This window comes from Hydrocarboniphaga sp., from assembly GCF_965279055.1.
GTDB lineage: Bacteria > Pseudomonadota > Gammaproteobacteria > Nevskiales > Nevskiaceae > Hydrocarboniphaga.
Map to the genome: position 1 here is coordinate 725486 of NZ_OZ257125.1, position 19651 is coordinate 745136.

The 19651-nt window shown below is 63.7% G+C and carries 20 protein-coding genes; 10 read left to right on the top strand and 10 right to left on the bottom strand.

What is annotated here, in order from left to right:
* Positions 1-18 precede the first annotated feature (18 nt).
* Positions 19-621 (top strand): MarR family winged helix-turn-helix transcriptional regulator, encoded by a 603-nt coding sequence (locus ACQZF9_RS03410; RefSeq protein ID WP_428311869.1) that lies wholly within the window; start codon positions 19-21, stop codon positions 619-621.
* A 1-nt stretch (position 622) separates the two neighbouring features.
* Here the strand turns inward: ACQZF9_RS03410 and ACQZF9_RS03415 are convergent, their stop codons facing one another.
* From ACQZF9_RS03415 to ACQZF9_RS03425, 3 genes are read right to left on the bottom strand one after another with little or no spacing between them, the layout of a single operon-like run.
* Positions 623-907, bottom strand: a complete 285-nt coding sequence (locus tag ACQZF9_RS03415; RefSeq protein WP_428311870.1) for a cytochrome C oxidase subunit IV family protein — start codon at positions 905-907, stop codon at positions 623-625.
* Positions 904-1488 (bottom strand): cytochrome c oxidase subunit 3, encoded by a 585-nt coding sequence (locus ACQZF9_RS03420; RefSeq protein WP_428311871.1) that lies wholly within the window; start codon positions 1486-1488, stop codon positions 904-906. Before ACQZF9_RS03420 ends, ACQZF9_RS03415 begins: the two co-directional genes overlap by 4 nt.
* Before the next feature lie 9 nt (positions 1489-1497).
* Entirely contained in the window at positions 1498-2274 is a 777-nt protein-coding gene (locus ACQZF9_RS03425; RefSeq protein ID WP_428311872.1) for a hypothetical protein, read from the bottom strand.
* Positions 2275-2396: 122 nt separating this feature from the next.
* Here ACQZF9_RS03425 and ACQZF9_RS03430 point away from each other — a divergent pair, with 122 nt between their 5' ends.
* The gene (locus ACQZF9_RS03430; RefSeq protein ID WP_428311873.1) at positions 2397-3284 is read left to right on the top strand and encodes a helix-turn-helix transcriptional regulator; all 888 of its coding nucleotides are present in this window, start codon (positions 2397-2399) and stop codon (positions 3282-3284) included.
* On the opposite strand, the gene ACQZF9_RS03435 is transcribed toward ACQZF9_RS03430, so the two are convergent.
* Entirely contained in the window at positions 3262-3963 is a 702-nt protein-coding gene (locus ACQZF9_RS03435) for a TetR/AcrR family transcriptional regulator (RefSeq protein WP_428311874.1), read from the bottom strand. The genes ACQZF9_RS03430 and ACQZF9_RS03435 overlap by 23 nt on opposite strands.
* An 82-nt stretch (positions 3964-4045) precedes the next feature.
* Positions 4046-4936: an SDR family oxidoreductase gene (locus tag ACQZF9_RS03440; RefSeq protein WP_428311875.1), complete on the bottom strand. Its 891-nt coding sequence runs from the start codon at positions 4934-4936 to the stop codon at positions 4046-4048.
* A gap of 159 nt (positions 4937-5095) precedes the next feature.
* On the opposite strand from ACQZF9_RS03440, the gene ACQZF9_RS03445 reads away from it, so the two are divergent.
* The 5 genes from ACQZF9_RS03445 (at position 5096) to ACQZF9_RS03465 (ending at position 11310) form a co-directional block, all read left to right on the top strand.
* Positions 5096-6223, top strand: a complete 1128-nt coding sequence (locus ACQZF9_RS03445) for an alkane 1-monooxygenase (RefSeq protein ID WP_428311876.1) — start codon at positions 5096-5098, stop codon at positions 6221-6223.
* A gap of 7 nt (positions 6224-6230) precedes the next feature.
* Positions 6231-7019 carry an enoyl-CoA hydratase/isomerase family protein gene (locus ACQZF9_RS03450; protein WP_428311877.1) on the top strand — a complete coding sequence of 263 codons (789 nt, stop codon included), beginning with the start codon at positions 6231-6233 and terminating at the stop codon, positions 7017-7019.
* 61 nt (positions 7020-7080) lie between these two features.
* Positions 7081-8640, top strand: coding sequence for a long-chain-fatty-acid--CoA ligase (locus ACQZF9_RS03455; RefSeq protein ID WP_428311878.1), 1560 nt, complete (start codon positions 7081-7083; stop codon positions 8638-8640).
* Positions 8641-8709: 69 nt separating this feature from the next.
* On the top strand, positions 8710-10158 hold the full coding sequence (locus ACQZF9_RS03460) for an aldehyde dehydrogenase (RefSeq protein WP_428311879.1): 1449 nt from the start codon (positions 8710-8712) through the stop codon (positions 10156-10158).
* Positions 10159-10185: 27 nt separating this feature from the next.
* Complete coding sequence (locus ACQZF9_RS03465; RefSeq protein ID WP_428311880.1) at positions 10186-11310, top strand: NAD(P)-dependent alcohol dehydrogenase; 1125 nt, start codon at positions 10186-10188, stop codon at positions 11308-11310.
* 222 nt (positions 11311-11532) lie between these two features.
* On the opposite strand, the gene ACQZF9_RS03470 is transcribed toward ACQZF9_RS03465, so the two are convergent.
* The 4 genes from ACQZF9_RS03470 to ACQZF9_RS03485 form a co-directional block, all read right to left on the bottom strand.
* A complete protein-coding gene (locus ACQZF9_RS03470; RefSeq protein WP_428311881.1) occupies positions 11533-12654 on the bottom strand; it encodes an alkane 1-monooxygenase in 1122 nt (373 codons plus the stop codon).
* A 179-nt stretch (positions 12655-12833) separates the two neighbouring features.
* Entirely contained in the window at positions 12834-13751 is a 918-nt protein-coding gene (locus ACQZF9_RS03475; protein ID WP_428311882.1) for an acyl-CoA dehydratase activase, read from the bottom strand.
* Between the two features lie 34 nt (positions 13752-13785).
* Positions 13786-15135 carry a 2-hydroxyacyl-CoA dehydratase subunit D gene (locus ACQZF9_RS03480; RefSeq protein WP_428311883.1) on the bottom strand — a complete coding sequence of 450 codons (1350 nt, stop codon included), beginning with the start codon at positions 15133-15135 and terminating at the stop codon, positions 13786-13788.
* Positions 15132-16304, bottom strand: a complete 1173-nt coding sequence (locus ACQZF9_RS03485) for a 2-hydroxyacyl-CoA dehydratase subunit D (RefSeq protein WP_428311884.1) — start codon at positions 16302-16304, stop codon at positions 15132-15134. Before ACQZF9_RS03485 ends, ACQZF9_RS03480 begins: the two co-directional genes overlap by 4 nt.
* Before the next feature lie 191 nt (positions 16305-16495).
* Between ACQZF9_RS03485 and ACQZF9_RS03490 the strand changes: the two genes are divergently transcribed.
* Positions 16496-17185 carry a TetR/AcrR family transcriptional regulator gene (locus ACQZF9_RS03490; protein ID WP_428311885.1) on the top strand — a complete coding sequence of 230 codons (690 nt, stop codon included), beginning with the start codon at positions 16496-16498 and terminating at the stop codon, positions 17183-17185.
* 3 nt (positions 17186-17188) lie between these two features.
* On the opposite strand, the gene ACQZF9_RS03495 is transcribed toward ACQZF9_RS03490, so the two are convergent.
* Positions 17189-17983 carry an SDR family NAD(P)-dependent oxidoreductase gene (locus ACQZF9_RS03495; protein WP_428311886.1) on the bottom strand — a complete coding sequence of 265 codons (795 nt, stop codon included), beginning with the start codon at positions 17981-17983 and terminating at the stop codon, positions 17189-17191.
* Here ACQZF9_RS03495 and ACQZF9_RS03500 point away from each other — a divergent pair.
* A complete protein-coding gene (locus tag ACQZF9_RS03500; RefSeq protein ID WP_428311887.1) occupies positions 17964-18089 on the top strand; it encodes a hypothetical protein in 126 nt (41 codons plus the stop codon). The genes ACQZF9_RS03495 and ACQZF9_RS03500 overlap by 20 nt on opposite strands.
* A gap of 104 nt (positions 18090-18193) precedes the next feature.
* Positions 18194-19639, top strand: a complete 1446-nt coding sequence (locus ACQZF9_RS03505; protein ID WP_428311888.1) for an aldehyde dehydrogenase — start codon at positions 18194-18196, stop codon at positions 19637-19639.
* Positions 19640-19651: the final 12 nt, after the last annotated feature.

Here is a 19651-nt window from a genome sequence, read left to right on the forward strand (position 1 = left end):
TATCCAACAAGTTAGAGAATGGCGCGAATCATCAAAACCCAGAACACGGCTCGGATGACGCGTGTCATCGCGGCGATGCGATCGATGCACGGGCTGCCCGAGCCCAGCCCGACCAGGAGCCTATCCAAGGCCGATGCGGTCGACGGCCTGGAGGATGCCAGCGACGCCTATCGCGAGAGCATCCGCCTGTGCTTTCTGATCTACGACGTCGCGCGCCTGCACCGCAGCGCCTACGATGATTTCATGCGCCCGCTCGGCATCAATCGCCTGCAGTGGTCGATCCTGGCGGAGCTGTCGCGCCACGACGGCATGGTCCAGGCCAAGCTTGCCGTGATGCTCGACATCAAGAAGACCCAGGTCGGCGTGATGCTCAATAAGCTCGAGTCCGAAGGCTGGGTCGAGCGTCGCGACGACCCGCTGGACAAGCGCGTCAAGCGCGTCTATCTGGTGCGGCCGGCGCATCACATCATTCACCAGATGTCGGTGCTCGCCGGCCAGTTCGGCAATCGCATCCTCGGCAGCCTGTCGGCGGGTCAGCGCAAGGAGCTCGGCAGCATGCTGGCGATGGTCAAGCACGACATGGTCGCCCTCGGCGTATCGCCGGGTGACGACGACGACTAGTTCAGCGCTGCAGCGTGATCGCCAGCAGCGCTGCAGTGATGATCAGGATCCAGGCTTCGAACACGCCGCGCCAGCGCCACGGCGCGTCGCGAAGATCCATGAAATGCAGCAGCACCAGCCGCGCCTTGAACGCAGCGATCAGCAGGGTCGCGATCAGCGAAGGCGCCGCCGGCAAGCCTGGCGCCGACACGCCCCAGGTGCTGATCGCGGTCGCGGCCATTAGTGCCAGCCAGACCCAGCTTAGCGGCTGCCGGTGAAGCGGCGTAGGTGCGTCGGCGCGGTTCATCGCATCAGGTATAGCAGCGGAAAGATCAGGAGCCACAGCAGATCGACCATGTGCCAGTAGCTGACGCCGGTCTCCAGGCCGCACAGGCTGTCGCGACCGTAAGCCTGGCGGCGCGCGTTCTTCAGTAGCACGCTCAGTACAACGCAGCCGGCGATCACGTGCATGAGATGGATGCCGGTCAGCGTGAAGTAGTACATCAGGAAATCATTCGTCGCCGGCGAAAAGCCGGCGCTGATTTCGCGGCGGTATTCGACGATTTTCGACACGCCGAACGCGAAGCCGCACAGAAGCGAGCCGGCCAGGTAGCGCGCGACGCGTCGGCGCTGGTCGGCCTTTGCCGCCTGCACCGCGAGCGCCACCAGATAGGAGCTGCTCAGCAGTATCAGCGTGTTGATGCCCCCGAAGTTTGCGTCGAGCCGGCGGCGGTAATGCTCGAACAACGTGGCCTGTTCCTGACGATCGAGCGCGAACGACACGAACAGCAAGCCGAAGATCGCCAAGTCCGCGGCGATGAACACCCAGACGCCCTCAATGCCGGGCAGCCGCCGGGCACGGCCTGCGGCCGCGATGCGCTCGATCATCGCTGGCGATCAACCGCGCACGAAGGCCGGCGTTGACTGCGGATGGTGATCGTCGATCGGCTGAGTCTGCGCTTCTTCCTGCTCCAGCTTGTGGATCGCCTTGATCGTGTAGAAGCTCACCGCCGATACCCAGATGTACCAAGTCGGGAAGGCGATCCAGAAATTGAACAGGCCGTGGAACGCGAACGGCCCGCTCTTGAAGAACGGAATCAGGCTGACCGGGAAAAACGAGGCGACGGTGATGAAGCCTTCCCAGCTGACCCAGCTCGGCATCAGCGGCTTTTCGCGCTTGTCGCGCATGAAGACCATCGCCACCGCGAAGATCTGGAAGCTAGTCACCATGTAGGCGAGGTCGACGACCATCCAGCCGAACGAATACATCATGTGTACCCAGGCCGGGCCCAGCGCCGCAGCTTCCATGCTGGCGATCAGCCAGATGCCGCAAGCCATGAGGATCGGCGTGAAGGTCGCGGTCGCGCCCATCAGTTCCAGGTTGGAGAGCACACCTTCGGGCCCTTCGACTCTGCGCATCAGCTTGGATACCGCGCAGCCCCAGGCCATGTAGAACGCGCCGCCGACCATGCAAACCGACATGCCGATGCGGATCGCCATGCCGTTTTCGATATAGTGCGCATAGATTTCGTCGGGCGACAGATTGGCGCCGCGCGGCGGAAAATTCTTCGCCAGCAGGCCCCACAGCACGAAGAAGATCGCCATGAAAATCGGCCCGCACCAGGCGAGCAGTTTCCACATCGCGTAGTCGGTGGACGGTGTCGGGTTCTTCATCGCGCGCTCCTGATGTTCGGTTCTTCTGGTCTCGGTAGTGTGCGACGCGCGGGGCGGCGATCTATCAAAAGCGGATCGAAAACCATACTAGAATCGGATCAGCTGCCTACGGGGTTGCGCGCATGAACTCAGCACTGCACCGGCACACCTTGCACCTGCCATCGGCACAGGCGATGCAGAGCGCGTTTCGCGTGAAACCCGAGCGCATCAGTGAGCCGGCCGGCCGCGCGCCGCTCGGCGTCTACAGCTGGCGCACGCCGCCAATGGACGGTTTCGCGCTGCCCGAGACCGACGACCTGATCGTCGCGCTGCATCTGGGCGGCTCGCGCCAGGTTCGCGCGGTTACCGGCGCGGGTCTAAGCCGGACGGTGTCGATGCCCGGACTGGTGACGGTGTTACCGCCGGGACGCCGCGCCGAATTCCGCACCGCCGGCAGCATCAGCCTTGTGACTTTGCACGTGCCGCGCAGCGGCCTCGATACGCGTGCCTTGGCGGGGTCACATCCGTTCGCGTTCCGCGATGCCTACGCCAGCGCCAGCATGCAGGCGCTGCTGCGCGTCGCGCGCCGGGGCCATGCGCCTTCACCGGATTACGTCGACAAGCTCAGCGACGCGCTGCTCTGCCATCTGGCGCATCGTAATGCGGCGATCGATACCGACGAAGTCCCCGATGCATCCGGCCGCATCGGCCATGCCGAACTCCATACGCTGCTGGCGTTCGTCGATACGCACCTCGGTAGCAAGCTGAACATCGACGATGTCGCCGCGCATGCCGGCGTCAGCCGCGCTGTTTTCAACCGCGCATTTCGCTGCGCCACCGGTACGTCGTTTCACCAGTACCTGACACAACGCCGCATCGCGCGCGCTCGGCAGATGCTGAAGCAGTCCGATCTGGATCTGGCTTACATCGCGCAGGAACTGGGCTTTGCCAACCAGTCGCATTTCTCCGCCGCGTTCAAGACGCTGCAGCGCTGCACGCCGCGCGAATTCAGGAACGGCGTCGCGCGCTGATCGGTTTGGCGGTGGGCGCCTGCGCTGGCTCGGCCGGCACTTCGCCCGGGTCGAGAAACACTGCGGTCGCGCAGATATGCGTGACCGCCTTGGTCAGACGCTCGAACTCGTCCCCTTCGCGTACCGCGGCGAAGCGGCCGAAGTACAGCACCACGATCCACGACAGCGCGTCGGCGACGGCGTCGTTGGCGCCGGGCCGCGCGACGCCGTCGCGGCGCGCGGCAGCGACCGAGTGGCGGCAGCGCGTGCAGATGGTCTGCATCATTTCCATGTACAGCGCTTCCACCGCCGGATCGGACGAGGCCGTGTCGTTGAGCGCGGCGATGATCGTGCGGTGCTTCTTGAACGCGCCGGAAACGCCCCACAGCGCGGCTTCGATGTCCTTGCGCTGCGGCTTGTCGGCGTAGGCGAGCCAGGCGCCGGCGCTCTGCACGATCTCCTCGGTGACCACGCCCATCAGCCGCGCGACCAGCTCCCCCTTGTCCTTGAAGTGCAGGTAGAAGGTGCCGCGCGACATGCCGGCTTCGGTGGCGAGTTGCTCGACCGTCAGCGAGCCGAACTTGAGGCCGCGTTCGAGCAGCCGCTCCATCGCCGCGAGCAGGCGTTCTTCCACGGTCTCCTTGCGGCCGCCGTGCTTGGCGCGCGTGCGGCGCGTGGTGCGAGGTGTCAGCGTTGCCATCAAAACCCGGGCTCCGGCTCGGTGGATGCGATACCGCCTAGTGTGCCCTGCCGCGGGTGGCCGCATCCATGCACGGTCGGCATCAGACCGAGCGTTGCGCCTTGGCCGCGGCGCTCGCCGCCTGGGAAGCATCGCGTATTTCCTTCCACGACGCGTCGCTGAGCTTGGTCAGGCCGGCGAAAGTCGACGGCGCCGCCAGGTGGTGGCCGCCGTCGATCGCGATGCAGGCGCCGGTGATGTAGTCGCAGCCGTCGCTCATCAGCAGCAGCATCAGGTTGCCGAGTTCCTCCGGTTCGCCGTAACGGCCCATCGGCACTTCGCTGGCCTGGGTCGCGCCGACCGAGGACTCGCCGGTCGGATTGAGCATCTGCCAGGCGTATTCGGTGGGGAAGGGGCCAGGCGCGACCGCGTTGATGCGGATGCCGTAGCGCGCCCATTCCACCGCCAGCGACATGGTCATCGCATGGACCGCGGCCTTGGCCATCGCCGACGGGCAGACGAAGGCCGAGCCGGTCCACACCCAGGTCACCAGGGTCGAGGCGATCGAGCCTTTCAGGCCCTGGTCGATCCAGCGCCGGCCGATCGCGTTGGTGGTGTTGAACGCGCCGTTCATCACGGTCGAGGTGATCGCCTCGAACGCGCGCGGACTGATGTCCTTGGTCGGCGCGATGAAGTTCGCCGCCGCGTTGTTGATCAGGCCGGTCAGCGGGCCGTGGCGATCCCAGATCTGCTGGATCGCGGCGTCGACGAGTTCCGCCTTGCGGATATCGACCGACTGGCAGAACGCCTTGCCCGGACTCTGCGCACTGATTTCGGTGACCGCCGCGTCGAGCACTTCCTGACGGCGTCCCCACAGATGCACTTCGGCGCCGTGTCGCGCCAGGTGCGTCGCCACCGCCTTACCCAGGCCGGTGCCTCCGCCGGTGACCAGGATGCGTTTTCCCGCTAGCGCTTCGGGGTGGAACAGCGGCATGGCTCTCTCCTCTTCATCTGGTTATCGGAATGTCGCGCTGCGTCCCTTTTTAGTTTGCATAACGACCGTCTATCAGTTGAACACATACGACTATTGAAAGCTTACACTATGATCATTAAGAATAAACACAATGTTCATATTTGAGTGGAGGAGACCACCATGACGGACTATTTGAAGTACTGGGTGCCGGTCGCGATCCTCGCCACCGCCACTGTCGGCTTGAGCCTCGGCGGCGACTGGGTCTGGCTCGGCGTTGCCACGTTCCCCGCATTGGCGGTGATCGATTCACTGTTGCCGCGCGACTACAGCACGCGCCGTATCGGCTCGCCGACGCTGGCGAACATTCCGATCTGGATCTGCTCGGTCGGTCCGGTGCTGCTGTACGGCCTGCTCGTCTGGCGCGTCACTCACTCGCAACTCAGCGGCGTGCAGCTGTTCGGCGCGATACTCAGCGTTGCCTGGATGAGCGTGATTCCGCTGATCCCGGCCGCACACGAGCTCTATCACATGCGCGGCCGCATCGCGCGCACCGTCGGTCACTACGCGCATCTGTGCATCCTCGACTGCACGCGCGACATCGGCCACGTCGTCGGTCATCACATCGACGTGGCGACGGTCGACGATGGCGACACCGCACCGCGCGGCCGCAATCTCTATCTGTTCACCGCCAACTCGGTGCTCGAGAGCACGCGCTACGCGTTCAATAAGGAGGCCGAGGCGCTGCGCAAACGCGGCCTGAGCAGCTGGAATATCCGCCATCGCGCGTATCGCGCAGCGCTGGCGCTGCTGCTGTTTCACGTGGTGATGTTTTCGATCGGCGGCTGGACGGGCGTGCTGTGCGCGCTCGGCGCGCAGCTGATTGCGCGCTGCTGGGTCGAGTCGTTCAACTACTTCCAGCACTACGGCCTGGTGCGGGTGCCGGGCGCGACCATCGGCCGCCGTCATGTGTGGAATCACCTGGGCTGGCTATCGCGCACCTCGACGTTCGAGATCACCAATCATGCCGACCATCACCAGAATTCCTACCAGCCGTATTACGCACTCAAGCCGCATCGCCAGTCGATCGAAATGCCGAGCGTGTTCGTGTGCTTTCTGACCGCGTTGCTGCCGCCGGTCTGGCATCACCTGGTGATTATGCCGGCGCTGAAGCGCTGGGATCTGGAATACGCGACGCCGGAAGAACGGGCGCTCGCCGCCGCGCAGAACCGTCGCGCCGGCTGGCCGGACTGGTTCAACGAAAGCTACGAGCGCAGCGGATCGGCGCGTCCCGCGACCATCGGCATCTGAGGCGGCCATGGCCTACGAGACCTTGGATCTGCGCTATGACGGCACGCTGGCGCGGCTGCATTTCACGCAGAGCGAACGCGGCAACCCGATGGACGGGCCGCTGTGCCGCGACCTGCTGCTGGCCGCCACCGAAATCGCCAACCGCGGCGACGTGCGCGCGCTGCTGATCACTTCCGGCGGGCGCTTCTTCAGCGTAGGCGGCGACATCCAGGCGTTCATGCGCGATCTCGAGGTCCTGCCGCAGCGCATCCGCCAGTGGACCGCGGACCTGCACATGGCGCTGGCGCGGCTGGCGCGGCTCGACGTGCCGATCGTCGCGGCCGCGCATGCCACCGCGATGGGCGGCTCGCTGGCGCTGATCGCCAATTGCGATCTGGTGTTCGGCGCGCGCTCGGCGCGCTTCGGCTCGGCCTATGCTCAGCTCGGCTACAGCTGCGACGCCGGTGCGACCTTCGGCCTGGCATCGCGCATGGGCATCGGTCGCGCGCGACGCTTCGTGCTGCTCGCCGAAGTCATCGGTGCAGAAGAAGCCGAGAAAACCGGGTTGATCGACTTCATGGTCGACGACACGGATCTGCTCAAGCGTGCCGAGGAAGCCGCGTTGAAGCTGGCCGACGGCCCGACCCGCGCCTACGGCGAAATTCGCCGCCTGTTCCGCACCTCGCTGCAGCAACCGTTCGAAGCCCAGCTCGAAGACGAGGCCCAGGCGCTGATACGCCTGACCGGCGGAGCCGATGCGCGCGAAGGCATCGCCGCTTTTGCCGGCAGGCGCAAGCCGCAGTTCAAGGGACTCTGAGCCGGCGGCGGCTAACAAAACGCGGTAACTCATAACGACAAGCAGCGGGGGGAGAATCGCCATGTGGCGCCACGCCGACATCCGCAACCTAGCGGAGATTCCGAGTATCCATGCACAGGAGCGGCCGCAGCACATCGCGCTGGTCGATCCTGCGGGCCAGCTGAGCTTCGCCGAGCTGGAGAAGAACACCGCGCGTTTCGCCGGTGTGCTCAACGCGGCGGGTGTCGCCGAAGCCGCACACGTTGGCTTCATCGGTAAGAACTCGGCGCTGTATTTTCAGGTGCTGTTCGGCGCGATGCGCGCCGGCTGCGCGCTGCTGCCGCTGAACTGGCGACTCGCGGTGCCGGAGCTGGCTTCGGTGATGGCCGACGCGCAGCTCAGCCTGGTGGTCGCCGATCGCGAATTCCTGGCGATGGCGCAGGCGGCGAAGGAACTCGCCGGGCTGACGTTCACGCTGATCGAGGCGGACTCCGCGCGCAGCGGCGACAGCGAGCTGGACGCGCGCTTGGCTGCGGCCGCATCGCAGCCTGCGGTCAGTGCCGCGATCGATCCACGCCAGACCGCGCTGCTGATCTACACCTCGGGCACCACCGGCAAGCCCAAGGGCGTGTGCATCTCGCATCAGGCGCTGAACTACATGCGCCTTTGCGAACACCTGGAGCCGGCGTTGAGCTGGCAGCAGGACGACGTGATGCTGATGGTGATGCCGAACTTTCATTTGGTCGGCACTGCACTGGCGTTGCAGTCGCTGTACAACGGATCGACCGTGTCGATCCTGGCGGCGCTGGATCCGGGCAAGCTGATCGATCTGATCGAGCGCGATCGCCCGACGATCTGCGCGCTGGTGCCGACCGCGATCCAGATGATGCTCGACCATCCGCGCGCCGCGACCGCCGATCTGTCCTCGCTGCGCCTGGTGATGTATGCCGGCTCGTCGATCAGCTCGACTTTGCTGAAGCGCGCACTGAAACAGCTCAAATGCCGGTTCATGCAGTTCTACGGCGGCACCGAGCTGTCCGGGCAGGTGACCTTATTGCGACCGGAACAGCATCGGCTCGACGACGAGCAGAAACTCAAGTCCTGCGGCACGCCGATGCCGCTGATGGAACTGCGCGTGGTCGATCCGGCGGGCAATGATCTGCCGCACGGCGAGATTGGCGAGCTCTGGGTGCGCACGCCTACGATCTTCAGCCACTACTGGAATCAGCCCGAAGCCACCGCCGCCAGTTTCAGCGGCAGCTGGTATCGCACCGGCGACGCTGCCAAGCGGGATGAAGAAGGTTTCTTTTACATTGTCGACCGGATCAAGGACATGATCGTCAGCGGCGGTGAGAACGTGTATTCCACCGAAGTCGAGCAGGCGCTGCAGCGGCATCCGGCGGTCAACATGAGCGCCGTGATCGGTGTTGCCGATGACAAATGGGGCGAGCGCGTGGTCGCCGCCGTGGTGCTGCTGCCGGATCAGCAACTCAGTGCGGCCGATCTGATCGAGCACTGCCGCCAGCACATCGCCGGCTACAAGGTCCCCAAGCAAATCCACTTCGTCAGCAGCTTGCCGGTGACGCCCAGCGGTAAAGTCGCCAAGCGCGTGCTGCGCGACGACATCGCCGCGCGCGCCTGAGGCGCAAGCCGTTCGAGCATCGCCACCAGGGCGCCGCCAGACGGCGCTCGTCATAAGAGGAGACGCAACATGGCACTGGAAACCAGCCGCAACGCCTTTTTCATCGGTGGTGAATGGGTCAAGCCGGCGAGCGATCGCCGTTTTGAGTTGATCAACGCCACGACCGAGCAATTGATAGGCCACGTGCCCGAGGGCAGCGAGGCTGATATCGATCGCGCAGTTGCCGCCGCACGGCGCGCCTTCGAAGTCGGCGAATGGGCCAATGCCAGTGCCGCGCAGCGAAGCGAGATCATGCTGCGCTACTTCGCCGTATTGCAGAAGCGCGCCGGGGATGTCGCAGCGGCTGTGAGCATGCAGAACGGTATGCCGATCGCACTTAGCGGCCCGTTCGAGGCCGGATTATCTTTCGGCCTGCTCGCGTATTACGCACAGCTGGCCGCGGCGTTGCCTGGCGACGAGACGCGCGAATCGCAGATGGGCAAGAGCACCGAAGTCAGTCGCGCGCCGCTGGGCGTGGTCGCTGCGATCGTGCCCTGGAATTTCCCGGTGGTGCTGGCGATGAGCAAGATCGGCCCGGCGCTGGCGGCCGGCTGCACGCTGGTGATCAAGCCCTCGCCGGGCACCGTGCTCGACAGTTACGTGCTCGCCGAGGCGGCGCTCGAAGCCGGCGTGCCGCCCGGCGTGATCAACTGGGTCGCGGCGGACCGTGAAGTCGGCGCGTACCTGGTTTCACATCCTGGCGTCGACAAGGTCGCGTTCACGGGTTCGACCGCGGCCGGCCGTGCGATCGCCCGAACCTGCGGCGAACTGCTGCGTCCGGTGAGCCTGGAACTCGGCGGCAAGTCCGCGTCGATCATTCTCGACGACGCCGACATCGGCGCCGTCGCGCAGGGCCTGCCGATGACCTCGCTGATGAACAACGGCCAGACCTGCTACGCCTGCACGCGCATCCTCGCGCCGGCGAGCCGTTACAAGGAGATCGTCGACGCGATCGCTTCGACCGCGTCGTCACTGGTGGTCGGCAATCCGCTAGACGCGCAAACCCATGTCGGCCCGATGGCCTCGTCGCTGCATCGCCAGCGGGTCGAAGGCTTCATCGCCAAGGGCAAGGCCGAAGGCGGCAAAGTCGTCGCCGGCGGTGGCCGTCCGAAAGGAACCGAGCGCGGCTGGTTCGTGCAGCCGACCGTGTTCGCCGACGTGTCGAACAGCTCGACGGTGGCGCGCGAAGAAATCTTCGGGCCGGTGCTGGCGATCATTCCCTATAACGACGAGGCCGAGGCGATTCGCCTCGCCAACGATTCGGTCTACGGCCTCGGCGGCTCGGTGTGGAGCACTGATCCGACGCGCGCATCGCGCGTGGCCAAGCAAGTGCAGACCGGCACTATCGGCATTAACGGCTACGTGCCCTCAGTGGGTTCGCCGTTCGGCGGCATCAAGGCCAGTGGCCTCGGCCGCGAACTCGGGCCGGAAGCCATCGGCGGCTACCAGCAGTTCAAATCCACCTATGTGATGGGCTGAGCCCGGCCGAGCTTAGAGGAGAACCGCATGAACTCAACAGTCCAGCCCGTCAGCGCCACCGCTGCCGTCGTCCGCAAGGCGGGCGAGCCTTTCACCATCGAGCAGGTTGACGTCGCAGCGCCGCGCGACTTCGAGGTACGCGTGCGCATGACCGCCGTTGGCATGTGTCATTCCGACATCGTCGTGCGTGCCGGCCATCTGCCGGTGCCGACGCCGATCGTGCTCGGCCATGAAGGCTCGGGCATCGTCGAGGCGATCGGCGCAAAAGTCAGCCGGGTCAAGCCCGGCGACCACGTCGTGCTCAGCTTCAATTCCTGCGCCGATTGCCCGAGTTGCAACCAGGGCAAGCCAGCCTATTGCTACAACTTCATGGCGAGCAATTTTGCCGGCGTGCGCTTGTCCGACGGCAGCACCGCGCTGAGCCAGAAAGGCCATAGCGTGCATGCCAATTTCTTCGGCCAGTCCTCGTTCGCCTCGTATGCGATCGCGCACGAGCGCAATACCGTCAGTGTCGACACCAGCGTGCCGCTGGAACTGCTCGGTCCGCTCGGCTGCGGCATCCAGACCGGGGCCGGTGCGGTGATCAATTCGCTCGCATTGAAAGCGGGCGAGGCACTGGCGATTTTCGGTGGCGGGGCGGTCGGCCTCAGCGCGCTGCTCGGTGCCCGCGCTGTGGAAGCCGGCACGGTTATCGTCGTCGAGCCCAACGCCGAGCGCCGCGCACTCGCGCTCGAACTCGGTGCCGCACACGTGATCGATCCCAGGGCGACCGCCGACGTGCTCGCCAAAATCAAGGAACTCAGCGGTGGTGGCGTCAATCACGCGCTCGACACCACCGGCAATCCGGCGGTGATCGCAGTGGCGGTCGAAACGACGTTGGCCAATGGCACGCTCGGCCTGCTCGGCGTGCCGCCGCCCGATGCGATGCTGCCGGCCAACATGCTGAGCATGCTGATCCGTGGGACCGTGATCCGCTACATAACCGAGGGCGACGCCGATCCGCAGACCTTCATTCCGCAGATGATCGCGCTGTACAAGGCCGGCAAGTTTCCGTTCGACCGGCTGATCAGGAAGTTCCCGTTCGATCGGATCAACGAAGCCGCGTCGGCGTCGGAGCAGGGTTTCGCAATCAAGCCGGTTCTGGTCTTTTGAATCGCTTTGATCAGGTCGCCGTCCGGTTCCAACACGCCGAGACTACCGAAGTTCGATACCGGCTAAGTCGATTCCCAAGAGACGAGACGACACGACACGGCTGCAGCGATGTAAGTGTTCAATCCGGTGCATCAGGCACAGCGCTGCACCTCGTATAAAATAAAAAAGCCCCGTTTCGGGGGCTTTGTGCTCACCAATACAACGCTAATTTTTTGCGTCCCATCAGATGCCGATCCGCGCGCCCTTGACCGGCCAGGACTCGGAAGTGCTGAACCAGTCTTCCCAGCCGGCTGCCAGGTTCTGTTCGCGCGCCAGCTTGCGCTCGCCCGGCGTCGCGTACTCCATGTCCCAGCGTTTCAGCGCGGGCTTGATGATGAACTCGTCCCAGACCGGCGGAATCAGCGCGGCGAGGAAGCAGACGAACACACTCGGCATCTCGATGCCTTCGCGATGCGGTACCAGCTTGTAGTAGGGCTGATAGGAATTCATGTGGTGGTCGGCGTGATTGGTCAGCTCGAAGCCGACCAGGCGCGTGATCGCACCCAGGTGATTCCAGACGTGCCGACGGCCCACCGACGTGCCCGGCACGCGGGTCTGACCGTAGTGCTGGAAGTAGCTGAAGGATTCGGTCCAGACTTTGGCAATGGCCATTGCCGACAGCACGCAGAAAACACCCATCCAGCCTGCCATCGCGAAAATGACGCTCTGGAACACCAGCTGGATCGCAACAATCTTCCAGACGCGGTGACGCCAGTTCCAGCCGCTCAGGCCGCGCTTGCGCAGCGCTTCGCTCTCGGCTTTCAGCGCATAGCTGATCGTGCCCCATACCGCCCGCGGCGTGAACTTGTAGATCGATGTGCCGCGCGGCGCGGTGCTGAGATCGTGCGGCGTCGACACGTCGATGTGGTGATAGACCACATGCTCGATATCGCGCATGCCATCGAGCAACGTGAACTGGGCGTAGCGGCCGATGGTGCGCGTGATCGTGCCGCGTGCATGGAACATCTCGTGCTGAGCTGCAATGCCGGGGACCAACGCGAGCCAGCCGCAGCTCAGCGTGCCGCCCAGCAGCTGCATGCCATTGAGTTCCTCGATGTGCATGCGCCAGCCAAAAGCCAGGAACATCGCGATCGGCCCGAGCGAGCCGATCCACACCGGGATCGCGGCCCAGAACGCGGAGTTCATCTTGCGCATGCTGAAATCGCGCGGCAGCACGAAGTCCAGGAAAGTGACGACGGCAAAAGTGCTGAAGCCCAGCCAGAGGTAATCGCCACCCAGGGCGAAGCCGGCGAAGCCGGCCGCCAGCAGCAGCGCGGCGGTGTAGTACTTGAGATAGTCAATCATGGAACGGCTCCTCACAGCGGCAATGCGGCATTGAATTAAACGAACGGTTTATTTCGATTAAACATAAAAGCGACGGCAGCCAAGCGAGGCCGAACCACGTCGCTTTTGATAGTATGGGATCATACGATCAAAGCGCGACCTGTCAAGCCAGACAGCGTTCGAAATGTTGTACATGGCGCTCACATCGGTCCGATTAGGAGCCGCTCGTTGGCGGGCAGCTTCGGCGCCGTTTTGCACGGTTGCGTGGCGCAACCGCTGGCAGTCGACATTGCCTCGTCCACCACGTCTTCTTCGTCTATCAGCTCGGCGCTGGGCTTGGCGACTTCGTCGAGAGCGAACAGCGCTGCGCCGAGTGCGCCGGCAATCTGCGGATCGGGCGCGATCAGCATTTTCGCCCTGAGCTCCTGCTCGATGTAATGCACCGCTGCGTGATTCTTGGCGACGCCGCCGGTCATCACGATCGGGTTGCGATTGCCGACGCGTGCGACGAGGCCTGCGGTGCGGCTGGCGATCGCCGCATGGACCGCGCCGAGCACATCGGGCTTGGACTTACCTTCGGCCAGCAAGGAAATTACTTCGGTCTCGGCAAACGTCGCGCACATGTTCGACACGACCAGTCTTTCGGTCGAGGTCATCGCCAGCGCGCCCATTTCTTCGACAGACACTTGCACCGCGCGAGCCAGCGCTTCCAGGAATTTACCAGTGCCGGCCGCGCAGCGATCATTCATTGCGAACTGCTGCACCAGGCCGTCGCCGGTGACCGAAATGACCTTGCTGTCCTGACCGCCGATGTCGATCACCAGGCGCGCTTCCGGGAACATCGCAATCGCGCCGCGCGCGTGGCAGGTGATCTCGGTGTAGCTCTGGTCGGCGACTTCGATCATGCGCCGGCCGTAGCCGGTGCTGACCGCGCGTGCGATGTCCTTCTGCGTGATGCCGGCCTGTGCGAGAGCGCCGGCCATCGACGCCCGCGAGCCTTCCGCGCTGATCGATCCCTGACTCTCGACGCAGGACGCCACCAGCTTGCCCTTCAGGTCCAGGATCACCGTCTTGGTGGTCGTGGAGCCGAAGTCGATGCCCATTACAAAGGACTTCATGTCGTGTCTCCTGATCGGAGTGCTTCGAGCCGGTCTATGCTGCGATGCCGACGCGCTTGCGGGCTTCGATGGCTTCCAGCATGGCTTCGACGCGACTGTTGACGATCTCGTCCTTGTAGAACGACTCGTCGACCATGTCGCCCTCGATCATCGCCACCGGCAGGCCCAAGCGCTTCTGCACGGCGTCGGCGATCAGGAACTGCGGGTTTGAAAACGCGCGGCAGGTGCGCGCCGCGTGGATCACCATGCCCTGAATCTCATAGTGCTTACACAGCTTGATGATCTCCTCGATCATCAGCGGCGCCGACAGATTGATCGGGCAGACGAGATAGTTGATCGCCATGCCCTCGAGCGGGTTCTCGACGTCGATCGACTCGTACTCGTGCCAGAAGCCCATGTGCGTATAGCGGCCGGCGACCATGTTGGCGTCGTAGTTGGCGAACTTGTTCGCTAGCCAGCCAATCTTGTTCCAGTTCATGATGCCGTCCCAGAACAGGCGATATTTCTCCTGCGGGATACCGCCTTCGTTGTCGGCGATGCGTTGTACGATTTCGGTCTTGGTTTTCTCGAAGTAGTCGACAATGGCCGGGCCTCCGGGGATGAAGTTCACTGGCGCCAGGCTCGTTGTCCAGTCGAAGAAGCTGGCCGGTGCAGGCTTGGCATTGCACAGTTCCATCGCTTCCATGCGCAGCTTTCCGGCCTGCTTGGTGTAGCTCATGATCTCGCTGAGCTTGTCCCAGTTGTATTTCTTGCCGGTCTGCTCCGCGATCCAGTCGGTGCAGGCGCGGATCTGCTTGACCATGTACTGCGTGGCCTCTTTGAATTCCGAGCCGCCGAGGTAGATTGCGTCTGGCTTGTTGCCCCAGACCCACGGCACCGAGATGTTGAAGATCGGGATTTTCTTGCCGAATAGGCGGAACAGCATTTCGTCCCACTGCTGGCCGGTGCTGCAATACGGATACGCGCTGATGAACATGTCCGGAGCGGGGATGCGCTCGCCGAGCAGGCCGGCGCCGAGCGCATCCGAAAAGCTCGAGCCGCTGGCTTCGACGCCGCGGTTTTGGGCGAGCACACCACAGCCGATGTGTGTGCGCGCGTAGGAGCACAGCTCTTTCATGTAGCCGCGATGTTCGGCTGCAGTCTGCGCCGGCTCTTCGTTGTTGCGTGCGGCCAGCAAGGCCGACCAGGCTTCACCATGCACCCAGCGGATGTCCGCCGCCTGCATCAGCGGGTTGATCGCAACGCCTTCGTACCAGCACACCAGCTTGCCTTCGGCTTTGGCGTTGAATACGTCGGTCCAATAGTCATTGACCATCTTGTTGTTCATCGACGAGGTCTTCAGCCGATTCGCCTTCTTGATCGGGGGCAGGATCAGGTCGTTCATGCTGCAATTCTCCGGGCGGCGGTCTGACGTTTGACGACTTCGAGAAAAGTTTCGACGCGGGTTCTGAGGCCTTCGAACGAGTTCTGCTCGTGCTCGGTCTCGATCAGCAGATGCGGCCGGCCGTGCTTGTCGAATGCCTCTTTGATTTCGGGGTAGTAGTACATGTGCGGCTCGCAGAACTTGGCCATCAGCACGATCATGCCGTCAGCCTGACTGCGGTCCATGGCGCCAAGCAGATAGTTCTCCCAGTCCGCGTTCTGATCGACGCGCGTCGGGCAGGGGACTTTCAGGTTTCGTTCGAGATACCACTTGGCGAGCGCATCCAGTGGATCGCCGGTCTCGTCAACATCGGTCGAGATGAAGCGCTGGCCGTGGTACAGATCGTCGTCGACGACGATGCCGCCGCATTCTTCGATCATGTCGAGCACGCCGGTTTTCGGCGACTGGCAGAAATGGCCGGACAGGTAGACGCGCACGCCGCGCTGCGCGGTGGCCTTGCTCTTGTCGAACTCCGCAAGCAACTCTTCGAGCAGCTTGGTGTGCTCGGCGCGGTCCATGATCATGCTGCTCTTGACCAGGATCTGCATCTGCTTGGCGGTGATGCGTGCGTCACCGTCGCGGCGCATCTGGTAGAGCTGGCGCAGCAGCTGGCGGTTCTTGTTGAACAGCCGAATGCTGGCGCGCATCGCCTCGTCGTCGATCTTGTGGCCGATCATCTCCTCGAGTCCTTCCTTCAGGTTGAGGAAGGTTTCGCGAGCGCGGCCGAGGCTCCAGGGATCGCTCATCGACGAGATCAGCTGATAGAAATGCACGCGTGTGTTCGGGAGCTTGGCGCGCACGACGTCGGCGGCGCCGAGTAGTTGCACGCAGTGATCGCCGAACATGATCGCGTCGAGGAATTCGTAACCGCCCTTGCAGGCCTGGTCGACGACGCTGCGGGTGAATCCGCAGTAGAACGGATAGATCATGCCGTGACCGACGGTGATCGGCTCATGGTTCTCCTGCAGGATTACCGGCGTGCATCCTGCGGCGTGTGCCATCTCGCCGGGGAAGTGCATCGGGAACGAACCGACGATGCGCTGGCCGCTTTTCTCTTTCCACTGGCGCGCGCTTTCGAGTGAATTCTCGGCGGTCCATTCGAGCGTGGCCAGAATGCTTTCTATACTCATTGGATGCGGTTCTCCTGTAATGAATCCATGCTAATGAAGTCGATTCATTAACGTCAATCGATCGACGATCATCTCGATGACAAGCCTTGAGTATATTTACAATTAAAACAATTGATTAAGAACTTAAATAAATAATGAGTAATATTCATTAGATGGCCGGACCGAGGTCCAGAATGCGGAAAACTGAAAGAGTGGCGACGCGCAAGACGGTCAACCGGCTGTCGTCGGACGACCGTATCAACGACATCATGGCGGCGGCCCGCGCGGCAGTGACTGAAAAGGGTTACGAGAAGGTGCTGATCTCTGAGATCGCCGAACGAGCCGGCGTGGTCGAGGGCACGATCTATCGTTACTTCGAGAACAAGCGCGACTTGCTGGTGAAAGTTGCCGAAGCCTGGTTCGGCGAGGCGCTGGCCGAGGATTCGCGTATCGATTCGATCGACGGCACGATGAACAAATTGCGCCACCTGGCGTGGCGGACCTTGACCATCATCCGCCATGAACCCGTGCTCGCGCGTTTCATGTTGTTGGAGCTGCGACCCGATCCCAGCTACCGCGGCTCGCCGTTCTTCGATCTGAACCAACGCTTCACGTCAGACGCGCTGCGGGTCTGCAAGCAGGCGATCGCCAGCGGCGAATTCCACGACGATGTGTCGGCGCCGATGTTGCGTGACATGCTATTCGGCTGTATCGAACACCGCACCTGGGCGTTCCTGCGCGGCGAGGGTGAGTTTTCGATCGAAGAGGTCGCCGACGGTGTGGCCAAAGTGATTTATCGCGGCATGCTGGCGCAGCCGGTGGCGACTGCGACCAGCACCGACAAGCTCGACGCGATCACGGCGCGCCTCGAGCAGGTGGTCCAGTCCTTGAAGTCCGGGTGAAGCTCAGGCAGCGGAAATACCGCCGTTGACACTGATGGTCTGGCCGGTGAGTTTCGAAGCGCCGGGGCCGCTGAGGAATACCAGCAGCGAGGCCAGATCCTCAGGCGTGCAGACGCCGAGATCCGCCAGCGCGGCCACGCGCTCGAACAGCTTGGCACTGAAGCCTTCCTTCTGTACGCGCGCCGCCGTCGGCGTGCCTTCGATCAAGGACGGCGTGATGGCGTTGACGCGAATGCCGTGGCGCTTGGCTTCCATCGCCAGCGTCCGCGAGAACACGACGATGCCGGCCATGCCGGCGCCCAGGATGGTTTCGCCTGGCGTCGGCACCTTGGCCGCGTCGGATGCCATGTTCAGGATCACGCCGCCGCCGCGTTCGCGCATCGGCTCCAGTACCAGCCGGCTCATCAGCATCGGCGCGAGCATCGTCGCGAGCAGGATCGGCTCGATATCTTCCAGTGCGATTTTCTGCAGCGGCTCCGGCGTGTACAGACCGATCGTCGAGTTGATCAGCACGTCGATGCTGCCGAGCTTGCTCTTGGCTTCATCTACCGCGCGGGCCGCCTGATCGATCTTGCTGGCGTCCGCTGCAACGAACACCACGTTGGCTTCCGGTGCTCGCGCCAGCACGACCCTGCGCGCGACGTCGCCACGCTCGGCGTTGCGGCCGAGCAGCGCGATGCGCCGCACGCCTGCATCGACCAACTGCAGCGCGGTCGCCAGGCCCACGCCCGAGGTTCCACCAGCGATAACCACCGAGCTATCGCTGTAGGAGCGGACGATGATCGACTTGTCGGACATGCTGTTTTCTCTCCTCGAGATGGTATTTGCCGCGACGATCGGGCGCGGCTTGGGTGCGATCCGTTGCGCGACGAATTATGCGCGGGCATTGACCGCAGCGGATTAGGCTAACTAGTATGGCACAATACATTCATGGCACGGCGCCCTAGAAGCCCCGGCCGAAAAAGACTGTAGATCCCGATAAAAGCTTCACGGCGGAGGAGCCGAAACATGACTCAGCACCACGAATCTCTGTTCATCGATGGCAAGTGGGCCAGGCCGGCCTCGTCGCGGCGAATCGAAGTGATCAGCGCGACCACCGAGGAGGTCATCGGCAGCGTTCCTGAAGCCAGCAACGCGGACGTCGATGCGGCCGTCGCCGCAGCGCGTCGCGCTTTCGATGGCGGCTGGTCGCAGACATCGCCGGCCGACCGCGCCGCGAAGCTGAGTCGCTTCGCCGACGCGATGGAAAAGCGTGCCGATCGAATCACCCGTGCCGTCAGCATGCAGAACGGCATGCCGCTCGCATTGAGCCAGCAGTTCGAAGGAGGCTACGGTGTCGCATTGGCGCGTTACTACGCAGGCTTGGCCGGCGCGATGCAGCAGGAAGAGCGACGCCCGTCACCGCTGGGCTTCGATACCCTGGTTCGCCGCGACCCGCTGGGCGTGGTGGCGGCGATCGTGCCGTGGAATTACCCGGTGGTGCTGGCGCTGACCAAGATCGCGCCGGCGCTCGCCGCAGGCTGCACGCTGGTAATCAAGCCATCGCCCGGCACGGTACTCGACAGCTTCATTCTCGCCGAGTGCGCAGAAGAAGCTGACCTGCCCGCCGGCGTGATCAATTGGGTGCCGGGTGGCCGCGAACTCGGCGCTTACCTGGTGTCGCATCCCGGCATCACCAAGGTGGCGTTCACCGGTTCGACCGCTGCCGGCCGATCGATCGCGCAGGTCTGCGGGAGTCTGTTGCGCCCGGTCAGCCTGGAACTGGGAGGCAAATCGGCGGCGATCATTCTCGAGGACGCGAAACTCGACGCGGTGATGCAGGGCCTGCACTTCGCGGCACTGGCGAACAACGGCCAGACCTGCGCCGCCTGCACGCGAATTCTCGCGCCGAAAAGCCGCTACAAGGAGGTAGTCGATGCACTGGCAGCGATGGCCTCGGGCCTGGTCGTCGGGGATCCGCTGGATTTGGCAACGCAGGTCGGTCCGCTGGCTTCGGCCGAGCATCGCGCCCGTGTCGAAGGCTACATCGCCAAGGGCAAAAGCGAAGCGCGTGTCGTCGCCGGCGGCGGCCGCCCGAAAAACCGCGCCGATCGTGGCTGGTTCGTCGAGCCGACGATATTTGCCGATGTCGATAATCGCGCTGCTATCGCGCAGCAGGAAATCTTCGGGCCGGTACTGGCCGTGATCCCCTATGGCGACGAAGACGACGCAGTGAAAATCGCCAACGACTCCGAGTTCGGACTCGGCGGCACGGTATGGTCCGGCGACAGCGAACGTGCGATCACGCTCGCTCGCCGGGTTTCCACCGGCACCATCGGCGTCAACGGCTACGTCATCGACGTCAATGCCCCGTTCGGCGGCGTCAAATCGAGCGGTTTGGGCCGAGAATTCGGGCCCGAGGCTTTGGCTGGTTACCAGCAGCTGAAGTCGATTTATCTGCCGGCCGGCGGCTGATTCGTCCGGCCC